Consider the following 21,550-nt stretch of genomic DNA (forward strand, 5'->3'; position numbering starts at 1 on the left):
TCGTTGGGAGAAAAGGTGGGAGAAAACAATGAAAAGTCTACTTGGAATACTTGCCCTGTTGCTGTTCGCCCAGGTGGTCCTGGCCCAGGAGGTTAACGACGGGAACGAATTGCTCAACCGGCCTGCGGAGCGCACCTACGACATCATCCTGGATTCCGGCTACATGAAGGTCGGTGTCTATGAGAATTTCCCGCCTTATTCCTACGAGGTTGATGGTGAGCCAATGGGTATCGACATCGAACTCGGGCGGCGGATTGCCGAGGAAATGGGCGTTGAGTTCAAGGTGCACTGGATCATCCCCGACGAGAATCTCGGAGACGACTTGCGTAACAACGTCTGGAAAGGGCACTACCTGGCCAAACAGCGGCTTGCGGATGTGATGCTCCGGGTGCCCTACGACAAGACCTACGCCTACATGCAGGATTCCACCGGTGAGTACATCAACGAACAGGTCGTTCTGTTCGGCCCCTATCAGCAGGAAACTTGGCAGATTGCCTACAACCCCGAAAAGCTTGATGCCGTCGAAACCGTGGCGGTTTTTCAATACAACCGTATTGGCGTCGAGATAGATACCTTGCCTGATTTTTATCTGACCTCCGCGTTCGGCGGTCGCATGCGGGAACAGGTTCGCCATTACACCAACGTGGCGGACGCGTTCGAGGCCATGCGCAAGGGTGAGGTAAGTGCCGTGATGGGAATGCGCTCGGAGATCGATCACGAGCTGGCCAAATCCGAGAACGCATTGTTCGAAGCCGCTGGAAACGGGTTTCCGGGTATCGGCAAACAGGTATGGGATGTGGGTATGGCGATCAAACACACCCATCGCCAGCTGGGCTATGCCCTTGAAGCCATCATCGACAGGCTGGTGAAGACCGGCGAGATGAACGAGCTGATGGCCAGCCAGAAACTCCGATACAGCGTGCCGGGTTATTACCGGGAATTTCTGGATGAGCAGGCTATCGCCAGGGCTGAAGGGGATCTCTGAGGGTTTGCCCCGAACGCCGGGGCCGGAAGATCCGGTGTAGTCGTACTACCAAGTGATGAGAAAACCTGTTCCGGCGAGCAATTGTTGGTTTTTTCCACAAAGCGAAGAATCGTATCAGAGGCGGGAAAAGTTCCCGGTTCGGCCTGAAACGAACTCAAGAGAACTGAAAACAAGAGACTTGGAGAGCGCAACCATGAGAACCAACAAGTTCGGGATTCGCATTGCGGCCAGCGCCCTGGCCATGGCAGTTTCCTACGGGGCCCATGCGGTAACCGACGAAGACATCATCAACGATCACAAGACCCCTGAAGACATTGTCAGCTATGGCATGGGTACCCAGGGACAGCGCTATAGCATTCTGGAAGATCTGAACACCAGCAACGTTCAGTATCTGCAGCCGGCCTGGGCTTTCTCCTTCGGCAGCGAAAAAATGCGCGGCCAGGAATCCCAGCCGCTGATCAAGGACGGCGTCATGTACGTGACCGCCTCCTACTCCCGCATCTATGCCATCGATGCCAGAACCGGCGAAGAAATCTGGCAGTACGATGCCCGTCTGCCCGATGGCATCATGCCCTGCTGTGACGTGGTGAACCGCGGTGCCGCCATATACGGTGACAAGGTGATCTTCGGTACCCTGGACGCCAAACTGGTTGCCCTGAACAAGGACACCGGTAAGCCGATGTGGATCAAGAAGGTGGCCGATTACCAGGCCGGTTATGCAATCACCGCCGCGCCCATGGTCATCAAGGGCAAGGTCATTACCGGCGTTTCCGGTGGTGAATTCGGTATTGTCGGCAAGGTTGAAGCCTACGATGCCAATACCGGTGATCTGGTATGGACCCGTCCGACGGTAGAAGGCCATATGGGCTATGTCTACAAGGATGGCAAAAAGATCGAAAACGGCATTTCCGGTGGCAAGGCAGGCGTGACCTGGCCCGGCGAAATGTGGAAGAACGGCGGCGCGGCTACCTGGCTGGGCGGCACCTACGATCCGGACACCGATTCCCTGTTCTTTGGTACCGGTAACCCGGCGCCCTGGAACTCGCACCTGCGTCCCGGCGACAACCTGTTCTCCTCAAGCCGCCTGGCGATTGATCCGGACGACGGCAGCATCAAGTGGCACTTCCAGACCACCCCGAACGATGGCTGGGACTATGATGGTGTCAACGAACTGATCTCCTTCAACTACGAAGAGAACGGTAAAACCGTGAAAGCAGCGGCCACCGCCGATCGTAACGGGTTCTTCTACGTACTGAACCGCGAGAACGGCGACTTTATTCGTGGCTTCCCGTTCGTGGACAAGATCACCTGGGCAGAGGGCCTGGATCCGAAGACCGGCCGTCCGATTTACGCCGAAGGCGGGCGCCCGGGCAACCCTGCCGATATGGAAGGTGGCAAGGGTGAAATGGTTCTGGCTCAGCCAGCCTTCCTGGGCGGCAAGAACTGGATGCCCATGGCCTTCAGCCAGCAGACCGGTCTGTTCTATGTGCCCTCGAACGAGTGGTCCATGGATATCTGGAACGAGCCTGTTTCCTACAAGAAGGGCGCTGCGTTCCTGGGTGCAGGGTTCACCATCAAGCCGGCCAACGATGACTACATCGGCGTACTTCGGGCCATGGATCCGAAAACCGGTGAGGAAGTCTGGCGCTACGAGAACACCGCACCGCTGTGGGGTGGCGTGATGACAACGGCCGGTGGTCTGGTCTTCACCGGTACGCCCGAGGGCCATCTGAAGGCGTTTGATGCCAAGACCGGCGAAGAGCTCTACCGCTTCAACACCGGTTCCGGTGTCGTGGGCACGCCCATCACCTGGACCATGGACGGCGAGCAGTACGTCTCTGTGGCGTCCGGCTGGGGCGGCGCGGTTCCGCTCTGGGGTGGCGAAGTGGCCAAGGTAGTGAAGGACTTCAACCAGGGCGGTATGGTCTGGACCTTCAAGCTGCCGAAGGATCGGGTTGCCAGCAACTGATCCGTAAAGAAGTGAAAAAGGTCGCCTTCGGGCGACCTTTTTATTTGGTAGTGAGAAATATCATGCTGCCTGATTGCGGGCTGTCTCGCTGACCGACTGGTGGATGTCTTCGAGCAGTTTTCGATCCGTTTGCCCGATCGGCAAGTCGTAGGTGATGGTGGCACCGAATGCCTGTGGGTCATGGGGATCGTTGCGCACCTTGTCGAACACCAGCAGTCGGGTGCCCAGATAAAAACCCTCCTTAAGATCGTGGGTCACCATGAAAATGGTGGTGCCGGTTTCCTGCCAGAGTTTCAGCAGCAGGTCGTGCATGTCACCGCGAATACCCGGGTCCAATGCGCCGAAGGGCTCATCCAGCAGCAGAACCCGTGGGCGCATGATCAGCGACTGGGCGATAGCTAGGCGCTGCTGCATGCCGCCGGAAAGTTCATGGGGCCATTTGTTGGCCGATGGGCTCAGGCCCACCGACTCCAGCATGGCATCGACTTTCTCGAGGGCTACCTTGCGGGCGCCGCCGAACAGCTTGCCCAGCCAGGGTTTCTGTTCCAGTTCCAGGCCCATTAGCACGTTCTGGCGCACCGTCAGATGTGGGAACACCGAGTAGCGCTGGAATACGATACCCCGGTTTCGGTCCGGCTCTCCGGGGAAGGCCTCGCCCTCCAGGAGCAGTTCGCCGCGGGTCTGGGTTTCCTGGCCCAAAAGCATTTTCAGGAAGGTGGACTTGCCACACCCGGAGGCGCCCACGAGGGTGCAGAATTCGCCCTGTTTCACGCTCAGGTTCAGGTTCTCCAGGATCACCTGATCGCCGTATTCCTTCCAGAGATTGTTGACAGTAATGAAGCTCATCAGTGGCCTCCTGCGTTGTACCAGGGGAACAGCCTGCGGTTTGCCAGACGCAGGCACTGGTCGATAACAATGGCGAGAATGGTGATCCAGATGACATAGGGCAGGATCACGTCCATGGCCAGGTAGCGTCGCACCAGGAAGATCCGGTAGCCGAGGCCTTCGGTGGAGGCAATCGCCTCGGCGGCAATCAGGAACAGCCATGCGGGGCCAAGGCTCAGGCGCACGGCGTCGATCAGGCGGGGCAGCACCTGGGGCAGGGCCATGCGGGTGATCACCTGCCAGGAATTTGCGCCCAGGGTCTGGATCTTGATCAGCTGCTCGCCCGGGAGCTCGCGAACCCGCTGGGCCACATCCCGCATCATGATGGGCGCGGTGCCGATCACGATCAGCATGACTTTGGAAAGCTCGCCCAGCCCGAACACAATGAAGAGAATCGGTAGTATGGCCAGCGGCGGCACCATGGAAAGGGCAGAAACCAGAGGAGCAAGGTTGGCCCTGACCAGTGGCAGCACCCCATTTAGAATACCGACCACCAGCGCCAGCGAGGCGGCGATACCTACGCCCATTCCAAGGCGCGCCAGACTGGCGGTCGTGTCCTGCCACATCAGGTAGTCGCCGCTGCGACGGTCCTCCTGAAAAGCCATGCGATCGACGGCCGCGGTCATCTGCTCCAGACCCGGAAGGAGTTTGTCGTTGGGGTTGTCTGCCAGGCGCTCCTGGGAGGCCAGGCTGTAGATGAGCATGATCAACAGAAAGGGCAGCAGGCCCAAGAGGGTAGCGGAAACACGCCCGGGGTGATGGTTGATCATTCGCATGAATCGTCTCCTCTGGTTACACAACACGGCAAGGTCATCGCGGGTAACAGCGTCCCTTGCGATTCAGTCTCCCGGGCTTTTGTCCCGCCGTGTAACCTCCCCAGAGGTCGGTAACTCTCGGACCAGCCATCCGGGAATCTTGACTGCCCGGACCGGAACCCTAGTCACCCATTTTGTCCGTCGCTCTGTCTGCGGTGTTGTGAACAGTGCTTTGAACGGATCGGGTTTTTGAAAACCGTCAGTCGGAAACAGTGCAGATGGCATGCCAGATCCGAAGAGCGGGCGAAAACGGGTCATCCCGGCAAAAGCATCGGCAAAAATATGCATCGGGTTGGTGCGGCATAGGTTCGGATGCTCGATCATGACGCCTTTCCCGAGAGCAAGGCCCGGGCGGCCGCAAGGATGCGATTGTGGCTTGCAGCCTCCCGGCCCGCACCACCGGCAACGTGGCCCCAGTCCGATTCTAGCGATTCCACGGTTGCGCCGGGCATCCGGCGGCCATCCTCACTGGCGTCCTCCTCGGTAAAGTAGAGATCGGTGGTGCAGGGCATCATTCGGGTAGGCATGGCAATGGCAGAGAGCGCCGCTTCGTAATCCATGCCAAATACGGGGTTGTCGCTGATATCGCCGTTCTGCCAGGTGTTCAGTATGGTGAGCAGATCATTGGCGTCTTGGCCCAGATGATCCTGCTCCCAGAATCGAAGCAGCTCTTCAACGGAGCCAAAACCCTGTTCGCGCCAGAGCTCGTGACGGAAAAACGCCTGGGAATAAGCCCAGCCCGCATAAACCCGGCCGAAGGCCCGGAGTCCGCGTTCGGGTGGAGTCCGGTAGCGGCCATTCTTGAAGGCGTGGTCACAGGTCAGTGCCGCCTTTACGCCCTCAAGAAATACCCGGTTGTGGGGATAGCACCGCGCGGTGCAGCAGGTGGCCAGCACTGCGCGCACCTGCGTCGGAAACAAACAGCCCCACTGCAGCGCCTGCATCCCGCCCATGGACCAGCCCATCACCAGCGCGATCCGGGCGTCTCCGAAGACGTCCTCCACCAACCGCTTTTGTAGCATCACGTTGTCATACAGGGACACGGCCGGAAAGCCCGGGCCGCCCTGTGCTCCGGCGGTGTTCGAGGGTGAGGATGATTCGCCTGCGCCCAGCAAAGCGGGAATAACGATGCAGTAACGCTCCGGATCGAGGGGGCTGTTGCCTCCAACCCACGGGTGATTACCCGCGGCTGCACCACCGTAGTACGTGGGCAGCATAATAAGGTTGTCTTTTGGTGCATTCAGCTCGCCGATGCGGTGGTACCGCAATCTCGCGGAGCGCAACGTTTCGCCGGAAGTCAGAGGCAGGTCACCTGCTTCGTAATCTTCTACAAGCCATTGCTTCGACGCCATTTTCCCCTCTCTTTCAGGCTGACTGTTTGCCTGAAGTCTCTCGCCTTCGCTCTTATATATACACGCTGGCATGTATGTTGAATGGCACAAACAAAGAAAGAAACGTGCCAGAACCCAAACTGATTGCCCGCATGACGGGCCGGAGAAAAACAGGATGACGGAATTGACCAACACCCAGGCGCTGAAAGAGAAGCTCGCAGAGGAAGGTGTGAAATACGCCATTGCCAGCTACGTGGACATCCACGGTGTGACCAAAGGCAAGTTCGTGCCCGTGGCTCACCTGGGGCAAATGATGGAAGGCTCGGAGCTTTACACGGGTGCAGCCCTGGATGGCGTGCCCCAGGATATCTCCGACGACGAGGTAGCCTCCATGCCAGATCCCGATGGGCTGGCCATCTGCCCCTGGAATCGCCAGCTGGCCTGGTTCCCGGGCAACCTGTTCCTGAATGGCGCGCCTTTCGAAGCCTGTTCCCGGAATATTCTACGTCGTCAGCTGAGTGCGGCGGCCGATATGGGGTATCGCTTCAATCTCGGTATTGAAACCGAGTTCTTTCTGTTCCGGGATACCGAGGATGGTGGCTTTGCCCCGCTGAGTGATCGCGACAACCTGGGCAAGCCCTGTTACGACCCCCGCACTCTCATGGATAACCTGCCCATCATGGATGAGCTGGTAGACGCCATGAACGAGCTGGGCTGGGATGTGTACTCGTTTGATCACGAAGACGCCAACGGCCAGTTCGAAACCGACTTCAAATATGCCGACGCACTGACCATGTCCGACCGCCTGGTGTTCTTCCGGATGATGGCCAACGAGATTGCCCGCAAACATGGCGCTTTCGCGAGCTTCATGCCCAAGCCCTTTGCCGACCGCACCGGCAGTGGCGCCCACTACAATATGTCGCTGGCGGATCTGAAAACCGGCGAAAACCTGTTCGAGCCCAAGGGCGACGATCTGCACAACTGCGGCATCAGCAAGATCGCCTATCACTTCACCGCAGGTGTGCTGAAACATGGCGCTGCCATCAGTGCCGTGATTGCGCCGACAGTGAACAGCTACAAACGGCTCGTTCGCCAGGGCAGCATGTCCGGTTCCACCTGGGCACCGGTGTTCATGTGTTATGGCTCCAACAACCGCACTAATATGATCCGGATCCCCGGCATGGGCGGGCGCATCGAATGCCGTGCCGCGGACATTGCCTGCAATCCGTACCTTGGCAGCGCGCTGATTCTCGCTGCAGGGTTGGAAGGCATCCGTGAAGGTCTGGACGCGGGCGCACCCCACCACGAGAACATGTACAACTACAGCGATGGTGAAATTGCCGAGCAGGGCATCGAGTATCTGCCCCGGAACCTGGGCGAGGCCGTGGAGGCCTTTGAGGCCGATCCGCTGGCGAAAGAAGTTTTCGGTGAAGCCATGTTCAAAAGCTTTATCGACTTCAAGAAAGGCGAGTGGGAGAGCTATCAGAACCACGTCTCTTCCTGGGAAGTGGATCGTTACCTGAAGATGTTCTGATAGCCCGTCCGGGGCTTATTCCGTGGCGGTTTCGGCGTCCTTGTAAAGCGACTTTACCGGCTGGGCAAAGACCTTGCGCACCATGGGTTCGAAGAACTCGAGGGGCAGGGTCTCGCCCTCGGGATCAAAGGCCGGGGAATCGTATTTGCTGACAAATTCGATGGTGCGCTCGAAGTGGGGGTGATCCCGATATTCGTTACGCATGTCCCGGTCCATGCCCAGGTAATGGAAGAAGTAGTAGCCCTGGAAGATGGCGTGATGCTTTACCATCCAGTGATTGGCTTCACTGACAAAGGGCTCCAGCAATACGGCTGCCACATCGGCGTGGTTGTAGGTGCCCAGGGTGTCGCCAATGTCGTGTAGCAGCGCACAGACCACGTATTCGTCATCCTTGCCATCCCGGTAGGCCAGGGTAGCCGTCTGCAGGCAATGGGACAGCCGGTCGATCGGAAAACCGCCAAAATCGCCCTCCAGCAGTTTCAGGTGCTCCAGAATCCTGTCCGGAAGCCCTTTGGCAAACTGTCCGAATGACTTTGCGATGGTCTGCCAGTCTTCTGTCGTGCCGTCTTTCATATGGGTGAACTGCGCCTGGGGCGCATTGACGTCACTCATGCTTTATTTCCTCCGAAATTAATCTCTGAAACCTGGATCAATGCGATCCAGCTTGCGCAGCAGTCCCGGCCAGGCGAGGTTGCCGCCCATACCCTTGGTGACCTGCTTGGCCTGTTCTCGGATCGAACTGAGAATGCTGTCCGGAATCTGCACCAGCGGCTGGCCCCCGGACATGGCCTGGATCTGGACTTCGCAGGCACGCTGGAGGATGTACATGCCCAGGAAGGCTTCGGCTACGCTGGGCCCGGTGGTCAGCAGGCCGTGGTTGCGCAGGATCATGAAACGGGCGTGGCCCAGATCCGCCTGCAGGCGCGCTTTTTCGTCTTCCCTCAGAGCCACGCCTTCGTAGTCGTGGTAGGCAAGACCCGAGAGCGGGAACAGGCTCTGCTGGGACAACGGCAGCAGTCCTTCCTTCTGCGCTGACACGGCTACACCAGCGGTGGTGTGGGTATGCATTACGCAGGCGGCATCCTCACGAATCGCATGGATGGCACTGTGAATGGTGAACCCGGCCGGGTTGATGTCGAAATCGTCAGGGTTGACCTTGTTCCCTTCCTGGTCAATGCGCACCAGGCTGGAGGCCGTGATTTCCTCGAACATCATGCCGTAAGGATTGATCAGGAAATGGTGCTCGTCACCGGGGATCCGCAGGGAAATATGCGTGAAGATCAGATCGTCCCAGCCGTAGAGGGCAATCAGGCGGTAGGCGGCGGCAAGATCAACGCGCAGTTGCCATTCTTCAGCACTCACCTGTTCTTTCTTGGACGGAATTGATAAGGGTTCAGACATTCGGGTGACCTCTGGGGTGTCCGGTTGTTGTTGGAATGGATCAGCTCCGAGTCTAGGCCTATTTATGGTCAACAAACTGTCAAATGGTTTACATTCGATGGGGTTGTCTTGCCAGTTTTGGAGATTGTTGATGGCGGTGCCAGACGTGGAAGCGGTGATGCGTTCCTGCCCTTTATTGGCGGGCTTCCCGGATACGGCTTTTCGGGAAGTGGCGGCCATGGCCAGAACGCGACGGTTTGGCGCCGACGATCCCATTTATGATCGGGGATCAATGCAGTCAACACTCTGCGTGATTGCCAGCGGAACCGTGCGGATCACCTCTGTGAATGCAGCGGGCCGCGAGGCGACCCTGATCATCTTTGATGCCGGATCCTGGTTCGGAGATACCGTCTTCTCGCCGGGTATGCCCAGAGTTTATGGAGCGACAGCCCACGAGGAAGCTGTCATCGTCGAGTTGCCTGGCGAAGGGTTCCGGCAACTCATGGCAAGCTACCCTGAGAGCTATCCGATTGCTCTGGACCTTGTCAGCCGGCGACTCTGGTCAGCCATGTCGATTATTGAGGACGACGCCCTGCGAGGCGTGACCGCGCGGATTGGGCGGCGCTTGCTGTTCCTGGCGGAAATCCAGGGCGTGCGTACGTCATCGGTGGAACCGGTCGCCCTGAAACTCACTCGCGAGCAACTGGCCAACATGATGGGCATGACCCGGCAAGGGGTGCACAGTCGTATCAAGGCCCTCGAAAGCCGGGGCTTGCTCGCCTTGGGCTACGGACAGATTACCCTTTCCAGTCCCCGGGCCTTACAGGCGTATATCCAATCGCTTGATTAATGATGTGTGATCACCGCAAGAAACGGATGGCAGCGCCGGCCGCAAACGCGCATCCTTTCAACGAATGGTCGGATGCAGATAAAGGAGTCATCACATGGCCCGCAATGAACGCTCGGCGGTGGACAGCGAACCGGAACTGTCTGCCAGTGCGCCCGATAGAATGGTCGAGCTGGCGCGGTTTATTGAAAGCCGGCCGGATGAGCGTCTGACACTCGAAGACATGGCGGGGTTCATAGGGCTCTCGGCATCCCACGTCCAAAGGGCGTTCAAGAAAACCTTCGGAGTTTCGCCAAAGGCCTATCAGGATGCATTGCGCCTGAAGACATTCAAACAGGCCCTCAAGCATGGTCAAACGGTGACCGACGCCATATACGATGCCGGCTTTGGGTCGGTCAGTCGCGTTTACGGAAAGGCGGACCGACAGGTCGGCATGTCGCCGTCCCGTTACGGCAAGGGTGGGGAAGGTGAAACCATCACCCATGCCTGCCGGCAAACCTCACTCGGCCTGTTGATGATGGCCGCCACCGATCAGGGCGTGTGTTTTGCCGAATTCGGGGATGACGAAGCGGCGCTTCAGGATCGATTGCAGAGAGAGTTTCCGAAGGCACGACTGGTTCCCTCTGAGGCAAAGGCATCGCCGGAGCTGGATGCCTGGATTGCCGCTCTGGACGAACACCTCAGCCAGAACACGCCTCGCCCGGATGTACCTCTGGATATCCGCGGCACCGCTTTCCAGACACGCGTCTGGAAACTCCTGCTGAGCGTCCGCGAAGGTGAGGTGGTGAGTTACACAGAGTTGGCAAAGCGACTGGGTGAGCCCAGAGCCGTTCGGGCGGTGGCCTCCGCTTGCGGGCGAAACCGCATCGCCGTGCTGATTCCCTGCCATCGGGTGCTGCGCAGTGACGGCTCTCTGGGCGGTTACCGCTGGGGGCTCGACCGAAAGCAGCATTTGCTGGAACAGGAACGCTCAGCCTCGGCCGAGTAACACCCAGAACTGTCGCTGGAAAAACGCGGTCTCTCGTTTCAATGAAAACAGCTTCGGCGCAAACAGCCAGGTCTGGGTAATCCCCATCAGATAGGTGTAACTCAGCAGCCCCAGATCCTCAGGATCTTCCTGCGTACTGATCAGACCCTGCTCAGCGGCCTGGCCCACCAGATCCCGGAACATCGCAATTATCGACCTGGTCAACGCCCGCTCCCGCTTCAGAGTCCGGCTCATGGCATCGGTCAGTTCGGTCTTGTTCAGCAGAATCTCGAACGACTGGCGATATTTACGATCATTGGCCAGCAGGCCCAGCCAGCGCTCGATGAAATGGTCCATGGCCTCAATGGGCGTTTCCCGCATGCCGGCACATTCCGCAACCAGTGCTTCCAGCGGTTCCTGGGAGTAGGCAAGTACGGCCTCGTAAAGATCGTCCTTATTTTCAAAATGCCAGTAGATCGGCCCACGGCTGCAGCCCGCTTCTTTGGCGATACGGCTCAAGGTTGTCAGTGAGTAACCGTCCCGGCTGAAGAGCTTCAGAGCAGCTTCCAGGACCGTTTGGCGTGTCTTTTCGGCATCTTCCTTGGTACGGCGCATAGGTCTTTTTCTCGACGCTTCACTCAGGGTATGGGGGTGTGGGCTGATGGCTTCTCCAAAACTGTGCGGAGCCATGGATGGCGGAGCCCAAGCGCCCCAGGGATGGGCCGAAGGAGCGTGTTTTGGAGAAGCCATCAGCCCACACCCATGCTCCGAAGCCCACAAAAAAGGGCACGACTAATCGTGCCCGATCCTAGCAGAGTTTTAGAAGACGATCGCTCAGATCTCCCCGTCTGCCGCCATCTGCATGTAGCTGTCGTTAAACCGAAGCTTCACATTTCCGGTGTCACCCATGATCGAGCCATCCGGGAACTCGATGCCCACAAAGTCCGGGCTCATGGCGCCCTGGCCCAGCAGGCCCTTCTCGAACGAGAACTGGCGAACGCTGTCCATGGCGTCCAGGGCTTCATTGCTGTTAATGAAATCCACTGACATCTGCGGTTCCCAGAACATCTTCATGCCGGCCAGTTGAGCCTCATAACCGGCCTGGTCGGTACCGGAGAGCTCGCCGAGAAATGCTCGCGCTTCCTGACCTTCTTCACTATCGGAGGCGAGGATGCTCATGGTTTCGTACCAGGCACCCACAAGCGCCTTGCCCAGCTTCGGGTTGTCGGCCAGGGTTTCCGTGTTCACCAGCGTCAGATCCTTGATGTGACCCGGAATCTGGCTGGAATCGAACAGTTTGGTCGCACCCGGGTAGGCTTCCACTTCCGCCAGCAGCGGGTTCCAGGTAGCCACATGGCGGACATCGTCGGTCTGGAACGCGGAAACCAGATCGGCATCGGAAATGTTCACCACGCTCAGATCACGCTCTTCGAGACCGACGCTTGCCAGTGCCCGTGCCAGCAGGTAGTGGGATACGGAGAGCTCAACCAGGTGAACGGTTTCACCCTCCAGCTCTTCGATGGTCTTGGCATCCTTGGATACGAGGCCGTCGTTACCATTGGAGTAGTCGCCCACGATAAGCGCAGTCGTGTCCACGCCAGAGGCGGCCGGAATCGACAGGCCATCCATGCTGGTGGCTACCACGCCGTCAAACTGGCCGGCGGTGTACTGGTTGATGGACTCGATGTAGTCGTTCACCTGTACGATATCCACTTCGATATCGTACTTGTCCGCCCACTTTTTCATGATTCCGTAGTCCTCGGCATACTGCCAGGGTACCCAGCCGGCATAGATGGTCCAGGCGATGCTGAAGGAATCCTTTTCCTGGGCCATTGCACCCATGGACAGGGAGGCCGTGAACAGACCGGCCGCCAGACGTTTGGTGATGTCGCGTGTATTCATGGTGTCTCTCCTCGGGCCTTGCCCGTGTTTTCAGGTTTGGTCTTTCTTAAGTTTTTTGGGGGTTGCTGGCATTACTCGGTAATCTCTTCAACGATCACGACCGGCGTTCCGGGCGAGACCGCCTGTCCCGCTTCCCGACGCACGTCCACCACGCGTCCGGTTACGGGGCTCAGTAATTCGATTTCCATCTTCATGGATTCAATAACCGCCACCGGCCGCTGGGCATCGATGGTGTCGCCTGGCTTGACCAGGCACTCCCAGAGGTTGCCGGCTACGTGGCTTTCCACCGCGTGCTGGCCTGCTGGCAGGTTGGCAATGTCGTCTTCGCCGGTGTCCTCGATCGGTGCTTCGGAACTGAAGTTAATCTGGCCCGACTCGATCCAGCGCTGCAGCTCCTCATCGAAGGCCTGCTTGCGCTTGGCTGTGAAGGTCTGAATTTCGTCGTCGTTGTTCGCCAGAAACTGCTCGTAGTCCTTCAGATTGAAGCGGGTTTCCTCGACCTTTATCGGGTAGTCGCCATTGGGAAAGTCCCGCCGGATTTGTTGCAGTTCTTCGGCACTGACCTCGTAGAAGCGCACCTGGTCAAAGAACCGGAGCAGCCAGGGCTTGCCAGCCTCGAACAGGTCGGTCGTGCGGTAGCGGTTCCACATCTGCAGGGTGCGACCAACAAACTGGTAACCGCCTGGGCCTTCCATGCCATAGATGCAGAGGTAGGCGCCGCCGATGCCTACGGAATTCTCCGCGGTCCAGGTGCGGGCCGGGTTGTATTTGGTGGTCACCAGCCGATGCCGGGGATCCAGCGGGGTAGCGACCGGCGCGCCCAGATAGACGTCGCCCAGGCCCATCACCAGATAGGTTGCCTCGAAAAGCGTCTTTTTTACCTCATCGATGCTGTCCAGTCCGTTGATGCGGCGAATGAACTCCAGGTTGCTGGGGCACCAGGGGGCGTCCTTGCGCACCGACTGCATGTATTTCGCGATGGCGGTCTGGCAGGCCTCGTCGTCCCAGGACAGGGGCAGATGAACGATGCGCGCGGGTACATCCCACTCGGGCTGTTTTTCCAGTTCCTTTTCGGCACCGATCAGCAGATCCAGCAGGGTTCGCTGGTTCAGTTTCTGGCTGTCGTAATGCACCTGCAGGGATCGGATGCCGGGGGTCAGCTCCAGAATGGCATCGTGATTCTGCTCGCGCAGCCACAGCATCAGTGCATGGGCGCGGAAGCGCAGGCGGATATCCAGTTCCATTGGGCCGTATTCCACCAACACGTAGTTGTCGCCGGCGGCCCGATAAACCACGCCGGTTTCATGTTCATCGTCACTAAGTGACGCCAGAATCGGGGAGGTTGGTGCGATCGGTTTGATATGGGCGGTCGCTGCGGTCAGGGTGGCGATGGACTCGTCGATGGCTTCCCGCAGGGCCACGGCCTGGTCCTGACTGACCGGAACAAATTGGACCTTGTCACCGGCTTTCAGCTGGCCCAGTTTCCACAGGTCAGCGCTGATGACCGTCACCGGGCAGACAAAGCCGCCCAGGCTTGGGCCATCGGGACCGAGAATCACCGGCATATCGCCGGTGAAATCCACGGTGCCCACGGCGTAAGCGTTGTCGTGAATGTTGGACGGATGCATGCCGGCCTCTCCGCCGTCACTGCGCGCCCACTGCGGCTTCGGGCCAATAAGTCGTACGCCGGTGCGGCTCGAGTTGTAGTGGATCTCCCAGTCGCTGGCGAAGAAGGTGTCGATGTCTTCGTCAGTAAAATAATCCGGCGCGCCATGAGGCCCATAGGTAACGTGCAGTTTCCAGGTCTTGCCGATGGCCGGTTTAAGTTCTGCAGGCAGCGTGATCAGGGGGGCAGATTCCGAATCTGCCAGCGCCAGCACATCGCCGGCCCGCAAGGCGCGACCACAGTGGCCGCCAAACTGGCCAAGGGTAAAGGTGCTGCAGGAGGTCAGATACTCGGGGCAGTCCAGCCCACCGCGGAACAGCACGTAGGCCCGGGCGCCGTCCGCCGTGGTGGCGCCCAGCTTCAGGGTAGCGCCGGCGGGCACGTCGATCACCTGCCAGGAAGCCACGGGCTGATCATCCAGTGTGGCGTCCAGCTGGGCGCCCGTCAGCGCAATCTGGGTGGCGCGGTTGAAAGTGAGCACCGGCCCCTTAAGGGTGATTTCCAGGCCTGGAGCCCCTTCCGGATTACCCAGCAGTCGATTGCCAAGCCGGAACGAATAACTGTCGAAAGGACCCGACGGTGGTACGCCAATTTCCCAGTAGCCGATGCGCCCGGGGTAGTCCTGGATGGTGGTCAGGGTGCCGCCACTGAGCACATCCACGGTGGCCGGCTGGTAATCGAATTCGTTGAGGGTTCGAGTAAACAGTCTGCCCTCGGCAAAGCGCGGGTCGTCCAGCACCTGGCGCACGTATTTCAGGTTGGTCTCGATGCCATAGAGCTGGCTGTCGTCGAGTGCCTGCATCAACCGCTGACGGGCAGACTCGCGATCGGCCTCATGCACAATCACCTTGGCGAGCATGGGATCATAAAGCGGCGACACCTCTGTGCCCGGCTGAATCCAGGTATCGATTCGCAGGCCATCCTCGTCGGGCCAGGCCACGTTGGTGAGCAGACCGGCGCCGGGCTGGAAATCCTTGTTGGGGTCTTCCGCATAGATCCGGGTCTGGATGGCGTGGCCGGAAGGCACAAGGTTGCTGCCCAGTTTTGCCAGGTCGGGCAGGGTGCCTGCGCCCAGTTCCACCATCCATCGGACCAGATCCACGCCATACACCTGCTCGGTCACACCGTGCTCCACCTGTAAGCGGGTATTCACTTCCAGGAAGTAGAACTCGGTAGTGTCCGGGTCGTAGATAAACTCCACGGTGCCGGCGCTGCGGTAGGCAATGCTCTCGCCCAGCTGGCGGGCGGTCGCGTGCATACGGGTTCGAACGTCGTCGGAAAGCCCGGGTGCCGGCGCTTCTTCAATCACCTTCTGGTTACGGCGCTGGGCGGAGCAGTCACGCTCGCCCAGGGCCAACACCTGCCCTCCGCCATCGCCGAAAAACTGTACTTCCACATGGCGGGCATGTTCCACGAATTTTTCCAGGAACACGCCGCTATTGCTGAAGTTGTTCTGGCTCAGGCGCTGGACCGACTCGAAGCTTTTGCCCAGATCGTCCGGGCCGTAGCAGCGGGACATGCCAATGCCGCCACCGCCGGCGGTGCTTTTCAGCATCACCGGGTAGCCGATGGTGTCGGCGGCTTTTAGCGCTTCCTCCAGATTGGTCAGCAAGCCGGTGCCTGGTAGCAGTGGTACGCCGGCGCTTTCAGCCAGTGACCGTGCCGTATGCTTGAGACCGAATTGTTCCATCTGCTCGGGTGTCGGGCCCAGGAAGACCACGCCTTCGGCGTCACAGCGTCGGGCAAAATCGGCGTTTTCGCTCAGGAAGCCGTAGCCGGGGTGGATGGCGCCGGCACCGCTCTTGCGGATTACCTCGAACAGTTTGTCCTGATCCAGGTAAGTGGTCGCTGCCGGGCCGTCTCCCAGGGAATACGCCTCGTCCGCCTGCCGTACGTGAAGCGAATCGGAATCCGCTTCGGCGTAGACGGCAACCGAGGTCAGCCCCATGTCACGCAGCGTGCGAATAACCCGGCAGGCGATGGCGCCGCGGTTGGCGATCAGGACCTTTGAGAATCTGCCGCTCAGCTCCATACCAGCACCTCAATCGGTGTCGGGTTCCAGCCGTTGCACGGATTGTTGAGCTGCGGGCAGTTGGAGATCATCACCAGAACGTCCATCTTCGCTTCCAGCTCCACGTATTTGCCGGCATCGGAAATCCCGTCGGCGAAGGTGAGTCCGCCGTCGGCCGTGACCGGGACATTCATGAAAAAGTTGATGTTGTGGGTGATGTCCCGTTTGCTCATGCCCAGTTCTTCATGTTCGGTGACGGCCACCAGCCAGCTGTCCCGGCAGGCGTGCATGCACTTTTTCTCGAGGGCATAACGGGTTGTGTTGCTCTCCGCCGCGCAGGCACCGCCCAGGGTGTCGTGACGGCCGCAGGTGTCGGCGGTGATTTCCAGCATCACGTTGTTTTCAGAAGACATCAGTTTAGAACCAGCCGTCAGGTAGACATTGCCCTGCTCGCGGATGGTGTCGACGGCGCTGTAGCGTTCGGTCGGATTGTGGGCGTTGTAAAACAGGGTGTCGGCGGCCTGGTTGCCTTCCAGATCCAGGATCCGGACGGTCTCGCCGGCTTTCACCACTTTCAGGAAATACTCGCCCGCCGGCACGGTTTCACGGAAGGCGGCGTTTTCAGGCTTCAATACGCTTTGCTTGATCATGTCCGGCCTCCGTTACTGGAACAGGTGGTACAGGGCGTTATTGGCGAAGGCCCGGGTGGCCTCGGGGGACGACGTCTTGCAGGGATCGGCATCGGTTACCGGGGCCGCCTTGAACAACTGGTACCGCAGCGGATGGCTGGGGTACTCGCTGGCCGGGTTCATCGGATGCGGGCAGGTGTGCAGCACCACGATGGTGTCCATTTCAAAGCGCAGGTCGACGGTGGCGCCGGCGTGGGAGTGACCCTCGGAGAAGGCCATGTTGCCGTCGTCATCTGTTTTTACTTTGCTGAACCAGTTCAGGTTGGCGGTCAGGTCTTTCTTGCCGAGGCCGTACTTGGCTAGCTCGTTCAGGAAGCTGTTGAACCCGTTCCGGTGGTAGTGATTATGGGCTTCCTGATACGTCTTTTTGCCCCAGCGCTTTTCCACCAGATCGGCATTGCAGGTGCCAGCGACGGTATCGTGCCAGCCAAGATCATCGCGGACGATGGAGGCAAATACCCTGCCCATGTCCGAGAGCAGCACGTGGCCTTTGGTGAGCAGGAAGGTGTGCTGGTTTTTCAGGGTGTCCGGCATGTTGTACCGCTCGAGCGGGTTCTCGGGGTTGTACATCAACATGCCGACGTTGGTCCCGCCGGTTTCGTCAATCAGGCGCAGCGCATGGCCGCGGCGCACGATAAAGGACCAGTGGGATCCGCCGGGAATCAGATCGTCGTAGAGGGGGGCTGCGGTTTGCAACATGGCCTTTTCCTCCTGGTTAGGGCATCCAAAAAAGCGAGAGGCGTCAGTAACTGAGCGATCCTCCCGGGCTTTTGTCCCGCCGTGTAACCTTGGAAAAGGTCGTCAACTCTCGGACCAGTCGCCTGCGTTTGTGGTTGCAGACCGGAACCCTAGTTGACCATTGGTCAGATTGTGGCGCTTTGATTGTGGTTTCAGTAACCGACGTCTCGCTGCGTGCTGAATGTACTGCAGAGTCCATGCCAATCGGCAAGTCACTGATTTTATTAAGGTGGAAGTTCCGGGGTGGGGCAATGTTGCTTCCTGCCTGGGCGGGCGCACCGTTTTTGTGCATCGGTCAGTGCGCTTCCAGTGCATTTATTTTCGGAGTCTGATTCCAGAGCCAGACCACTGATGGCATGGCCTTCAAGCCATCTACTACCAAGGGAGGAGTTTTTCGCCTCCATCGCATCATTCAAACCTTGGGAATTGGGGTCTACATTGAATGGGTAAACGCGAAAGGCCGCGTTGCCCTGCGACAAACACAACAAGAGGTCGAGATCATGATCTACGCACAACCAGGAAAGGATGGCTCCGTCGTTTCTTTCAAATCCCGTTACGAGAACTACATCGGTGGCGAGTGGGTTGCCCCGGTAAAAGGCCAGTATTTCGAGAACATCACACCGGTCACTGGCAATGTGATCTGTGAAATTCCGCGCTCCAGTGCAGAAGATATTGATCTGGCTCTGGATGCAGCGCACAAGGCGGCACCCGCGTGGGGCAAGACGTCGCCCACCGAGCGTTCCAACATCCTTCTGAAAATTGCGGATCGTATCGAGGCCAACCTCGAGAAGCTCGCAGTTGCAGAAACCTGGGACAACGGCAAGGCCGTGCGCGAAACCCTGAACGCCGACATTCCTCTCGCGGCTGATCACTTCCGCTACTTTGCGGGTTGTCTGCGTGCCCAGGAAGGCCATATGGGCGAGATCGACCACAACACCGTGGCGTACCATTTCCATGAGCCGCTGGGTGTCGTTGGCCAGATCATTCCATGGAACTTCCCGATTCTGATGGCGGCCTGGAAACTGGGCCCCTGTCTGGCTGCGGGTAACTGCACCGTGCTGAAGCCTGCCGAGCAGACGCCTGCCAGCATCCTGGTACTGATGGAAATCATTGGTGACCTGCTGCCGCCGGGCGTGCTGAACATTGTTAACGGCTACGGCATCGAGGCCGGCCAGGCCCTGGCCACCAGCAAGCGTATTGCCAAGATTGCCTTCACCGGCTCAACCCCGGTTGGCTCCCACATCCTCAAGTGCGCGGCTGAAAACATTATCCCGTCCACAGTGGAGCTGGGTGGTAAATCCCCGAACATCTACTTCTCCGACGTGATGAAGGCCGAGCCGGAATTCATCGACAAGTGCGTGGAAGGTCTGGTTCTGGCGTTCTTCAACCAGGGCGAAGTCTGCACCTGTCCGTCACGGGCACTGGTCCAGGAAGACATGTTCGAAGAGTTCATGCAGAAGGTGGTTCAGCGCACCAAGTCGATCAAGCGTGGCAACCCGCTGGACACCGATGTTCAGGTAGGTGCCCAGGCGTCGAAAGAACAGTTCGACAAGATCATGTCCTACCTGGCCATTGGTAAGGAAGAGGGCGCTGTGGTGCTGACTGGCGGCGACCGCGAGCATCTGGATGAAGAGTTCAACAATGGCTTCTACATCCAGCCCACCCTGTTCAAGGGCGACAACAAGATGCGCGTGTTCCAGGAAGAAATCTTCGGGCCGGTTGTGGGTGTTACCACCTTCAAGACCGAGGAAGAAGCCCTGGCCATCGCCAACGACACCGAGTTTGGTCTGGGTGCCGGCGTATGGACCCGCGACACCAATCTCGCCTACCGGATGGGCCGCAACATCCAGGCCGGTCGGGTGTGGATGAACTGTTACCACGCCTACCCGGCTCACGCAGCCTTCGGCGGTTACAAGAAGTCTGGCGTCGGCCGTGAAACCCACAAGATGGCGCTCGAGCACTATCAGCAGACCAAGTGCATGCTGACCAGCTACGACACCAACCCACTGGGTTTCTTCTGAATCTGTGAGCGGTAAGCGGGCCTCCCACACGGGCCCGCCTGTGAGTCAGCACAGCGGATGTGCACCTTCATTCCCCGGTGTCTGGCCGGGGCGACTCTCTGACGAGAGTTCGGGTTTTTCTGTCACTCTCTTTTGGCCCTTCCCAGGGCCTTTTTTATTGGGGCGGATTTTGGTGTCAATGCGCTTTATCGCCCCAGTGAGTAGAACTCTGCGTTAGGCCGCATGTTTGTCACGTTTGCCATCCGATTGGAAAGCCCGAAGAACGCGGCGATGCCGGAGATGTCCCAGATATCCTCGTCGTTGAAACCATGACGTTTGAGTTCCTCAAAGTCCGCGTCACTCATTTCTTGGGCTTGTTGCGAAACCTTTATGGCGAAATCAAGCATGGCTTTCTGGCGATCAGTGATGTCGGCCTTTCGGTAGTTCACGGCGACCTGATCTGCGATCTCCGGGTTCTTTTCACGGATGCGCAGAATAGCGCCATGGGCCACCACGCAGTACTGGCACTGGTTCAGGTTGCTGGTAGCGACGACAATCATCTCGCGTTCGCCCTTGGTGAGGTTGCTGTCTTTTTCCATCAGGGCATCGTGGTAATCAAAGAAGGCACGAAACTCGGCTGGGCGATGTGCCAGTACCAGAAAGACATTGGGGATAAACCCCGACTTTTCCTGAACGGCAAGAATCTTCTCCCGGATGTCCGCCGGGAGTGATTCAAGCGACGGAACCGGGAATCGGCTTATTGGTTGTTCGCTGGACGAGCTCATAACAATTCCTTTAATGGCGGTTTTATGGTTCAAGAAGTTTCGGTTCGGCCTGCGACCGGTACGACGATACGCCCACGAACCTTGCCTTCCAGCAGTTGGCTGGCACCTTCGATGGCGTCTTCAAAGGGTATTTCCGTGATCATGCGCTCGAGCAGGTCGATGTCGAGATCCTCCGAAAGGCGCTTCCAGGCTTCCAGTCGCTCAGCTTTGGGCGCCATCACGCTGTCCACGCCACACAAGGTCACACCCCGAAGAATGAACGGGGCAACGGTGGACGGGAAGTCCATGCCGGCCGCGAGACCACAGGCTGCGACGACGCCACGGTATTTCATGCCCGCACAGACATTGGCCAGCACCTGTCCACCGGCCACATCAATGGCGCCGGCCCAGGTCTCGCGCACCAGGGGTTTGCCTGGTTCACTCAGCTCAGCGCGATCGAGGATGTTTCCGGCCCCCAACGACTTCAGATAGTCTGCTTCCTCGGATCGACCGGTCACCGCGGTCACGGAATAACCCCGCTTGGCCAGCAGCGCCACCGCGATGCTTCCAACGCCGCCGGTTGCCCCGGTCACCAGAATGTCGCCGGAATCAGGTGTTACGCCATTCTTTTCCAGTGCCATGACACAAAGCATGGCGGTATAGCCGGCGGTGCCGATGGCCATGGCCTGTCGAGGAGAAAACGCCTTGGGCAGAGGAATCAGCCAGTCACCGGAAACACGGGCTTTCTCGGCCAGGCCGCCCCAGTGTTTCTCGCCAACGCCCCACCCGTTCAAGACAACCGGGTCGCCTGCCTTGAAGTCTGCATGCGTGGAGCTTGATACGGTGCCGGCAAAGTCGATGCCTGGAATCATCGGGTACTGTTTCACGATCGGTGACTTTCCGGTGATGGCCAGAGCATCCTTGTAGTTCAAGGTTGAGAAGGCTATATCCACGGTAACGTCGCCTTCCGGCAGTTCCGATTCTTCTATGGATGTCAGTGACACTTTTTGGTCGCCGCGTGATCCTTCAATGAGTACGCCTTTAAACATGTTGCCTCCGTGTTTGGG

General features: G+C 58.8%; 18 protein-coding genes and 2 riboswitches. Of the genes, 6 read left to right on the plus strand and 12 right to left on the minus strand.

Annotation, left to right across the window (positions count from 1 at the left end; translation table 11 throughout):
* Positions 1-28 precede the first annotated feature (28 nt).
* Entirely contained in the window at positions 29-985 is a 957-nt protein-coding gene (locus EDB94_RS12345; protein WP_108018511.1) for an ABC transporter substrate-binding protein, read from the plus strand.
* Positions 986-1,178: 193 nt separating this feature from the next.
* A complete protein-coding gene (locus EDB94_RS12350; RefSeq protein WP_108018512.1) occupies positions 1,179-2,954 on the plus strand; it encodes a PQQ-dependent methanol/ethanol family dehydrogenase in 1,776 nt (591 codons plus the stop codon).
* 60 nt (positions 2,955-3,014) lie between these two features.
* Here EDB94_RS12350 and EDB94_RS12355 read toward each other — a convergent pair whose 3' ends face one another.
* The 3 genes from EDB94_RS12355 to EDB94_RS12370 form a co-directional block, all read right to left on the minus strand.
* Positions 3,015-3,800: an ABC transporter ATP-binding protein gene (locus EDB94_RS12355; RefSeq protein ID WP_108018513.1), complete on the minus strand. Its 786-nt coding sequence runs from the start codon at positions 3,798-3,800 to the stop codon at positions 3,015-3,017.
* Complete coding sequence (locus tag EDB94_RS12360; RefSeq protein ID WP_008171002.1) at positions 3,800-4,615, minus strand: ABC transporter permease; 816 nt, start codon at positions 4,613-4,615, stop codon at positions 3,800-3,802. The genes EDB94_RS12355 and EDB94_RS12360 overlap by 1 nt, the downstream gene beginning before the upstream one ends.
* Positions 4,616-4,681: 66 nt before the next feature.
* Positions 4,682-4,790, minus strand: a riboswitch (guanidine-I (ykkC/yxkD leader).
* A 184-nt stretch (positions 4,791-4,974) separates the two neighbouring features.
* Entirely contained in the window at positions 4,975-6,006 is a 1,032-nt protein-coding gene (locus EDB94_RS12370) for an alpha/beta fold hydrolase (RefSeq protein WP_108018515.1), read from the minus strand.
* 154 nt (positions 6,007-6,160) lie between these two features.
* Between EDB94_RS12370 and glnT the strand changes: the two genes are divergently transcribed.
* A complete protein-coding gene (glnT, locus tag EDB94_RS12375; protein WP_108018516.1) occupies positions 6,161-7,519 on the plus strand; it encodes a type III glutamate--ammonia ligase in 1,359 nt (452 codons plus the stop codon).
* Between the two features lie 15 nt (positions 7,520-7,534).
* Here glnT and EDB94_RS12380 read toward each other — a convergent pair whose 3' ends face one another.
* Both EDB94_RS12380 and EDB94_RS12385 read right to left on the minus strand, forming a co-directional pair.
* Positions 7,535-8,131: an HD domain-containing protein gene (locus EDB94_RS12380; protein ID WP_108018517.1), complete on the minus strand. Its 597-nt coding sequence runs from the start codon at positions 8,129-8,131 to the stop codon at positions 7,535-7,537.
* Between the two features lie 18 nt (positions 8,132-8,149).
* On the minus strand, positions 8,150-8,920 hold the full coding sequence (locus EDB94_RS12385) for a class II aldolase/adducin family protein (protein ID WP_082814060.1): 771 nt from the start codon (positions 8,918-8,920) through the stop codon (positions 8,150-8,152).
* 130 nt (positions 8,921-9,050) lie between these two features.
* Here EDB94_RS12385 and EDB94_RS12390 point away from each other — a divergent pair, with 130 nt between their 5' ends.
* Complete coding sequence (locus tag EDB94_RS12390; protein WP_108018518.1) at positions 9,051-9,749, plus strand: Crp/Fnr family transcriptional regulator; 699 nt, start codon at positions 9,051-9,053, stop codon at positions 9,747-9,749.
* Positions 9,750-9,843: 94 nt separating this feature from the next.
* A complete protein-coding gene (locus EDB94_RS12395; protein ID WP_108018519.1) occupies positions 9,844-10,734 on the plus strand; it encodes a bifunctional transcriptional activator/DNA repair enzyme AdaA in 891 nt (296 codons plus the stop codon).
* On the opposite strand, the gene EDB94_RS12400 is transcribed toward EDB94_RS12395, so the two are convergent.
* From EDB94_RS12400 to EDB94_RS12420, 5 genes are all read right to left on the minus strand, one after another.
* Entirely contained in the window at positions 10,717-11,328 is a 612-nt protein-coding gene (locus tag EDB94_RS12400; protein WP_108018520.1) for a TetR family transcriptional regulator, read from the minus strand. The genes EDB94_RS12395 and EDB94_RS12400 overlap by 18 nt on opposite strands.
* Before the next feature lie 219 nt (positions 11,329-11,547).
* On the minus strand, positions 11,548-12,615 hold the full coding sequence (locus tag EDB94_RS12405) for a putative urea ABC transporter substrate-binding protein (protein ID WP_014578360.1): 1,068 nt from the start codon (positions 12,613-12,615) through the stop codon (positions 11,548-11,550).
* 71 nt (positions 12,616-12,686) lie between these two features.
* Complete coding sequence (uca, locus tag EDB94_RS12410) at positions 12,687-16,313, minus strand: urea carboxylase (protein WP_108018521.1); 3,627 nt, start codon at positions 16,311-16,313, stop codon at positions 12,687-12,689.
* Positions 16,304-16,942, minus strand: coding sequence for an urea amidolyase associated protein UAAP2 (locus tag EDB94_RS12415; protein ID WP_062786275.1), 639 nt, complete (start codon positions 16,940-16,942; stop codon positions 16,304-16,306). The genes uca and EDB94_RS12415 overlap by 10 nt, the downstream gene beginning before the upstream one ends.
* A 12-nt stretch (positions 16,943-16,954) precedes the next feature.
* Positions 16,955-17,680 carry an urea amidolyase associated protein UAAP1 gene (locus EDB94_RS12420; protein ID WP_108018522.1) on the minus strand — a complete coding sequence of 242 codons (726 nt, stop codon included), beginning with the start codon at positions 17,678-17,680 and terminating at the stop codon, positions 16,955-16,957.
* A 58-nt stretch (positions 17,681-17,738) separates the two neighbouring features.
* Positions 17,739-17,844: riboswitch (guanidine-I (ykkC/yxkD leader) on the minus strand.
* Between the two features lie 375 nt (positions 17,845-18,219).
* Here EDB94_RS12420 and EDB94_RS12425 point away from each other — a divergent pair.
* Positions 18,220-19,740, plus strand: coding sequence for an aldehyde dehydrogenase family protein (locus tag EDB94_RS12425; RefSeq protein ID WP_041646366.1), 1,521 nt, complete (start codon positions 18,220-18,222; stop codon positions 19,738-19,740).
* A gap of 185 nt (positions 19,741-19,925) precedes the next feature.
* On the opposite strand, the gene EDB94_RS12430 is transcribed toward EDB94_RS12425, so the two are convergent.
* Complete coding sequence (locus EDB94_RS12430; protein WP_108018523.1) at positions 19,926-20,504, minus strand: peroxidase-related enzyme; 579 nt, start codon at positions 20,502-20,504, stop codon at positions 19,926-19,928.
* A gap of 29 nt (positions 20,505-20,533) precedes the next feature.
* Positions 20,534-21,532, minus strand: a complete 999-nt coding sequence (locus tag EDB94_RS12435) for an MDR family oxidoreductase (RefSeq protein ID WP_108018524.1) — start codon at positions 21,530-21,532, stop codon at positions 20,534-20,536.
* Between the last annotated feature and the right edge of the window lie 18 nt (positions 21,533-21,550).

The sequence above is a fragment of the Marinobacter sp. 3-2 genome (genome assembly GCF_003751355.1).
Classification (GTDB): domain Bacteria; phylum Pseudomonadota; class Gammaproteobacteria; order Pseudomonadales; family Oleiphilaceae; genus Marinobacter; species Marinobacter adhaerens.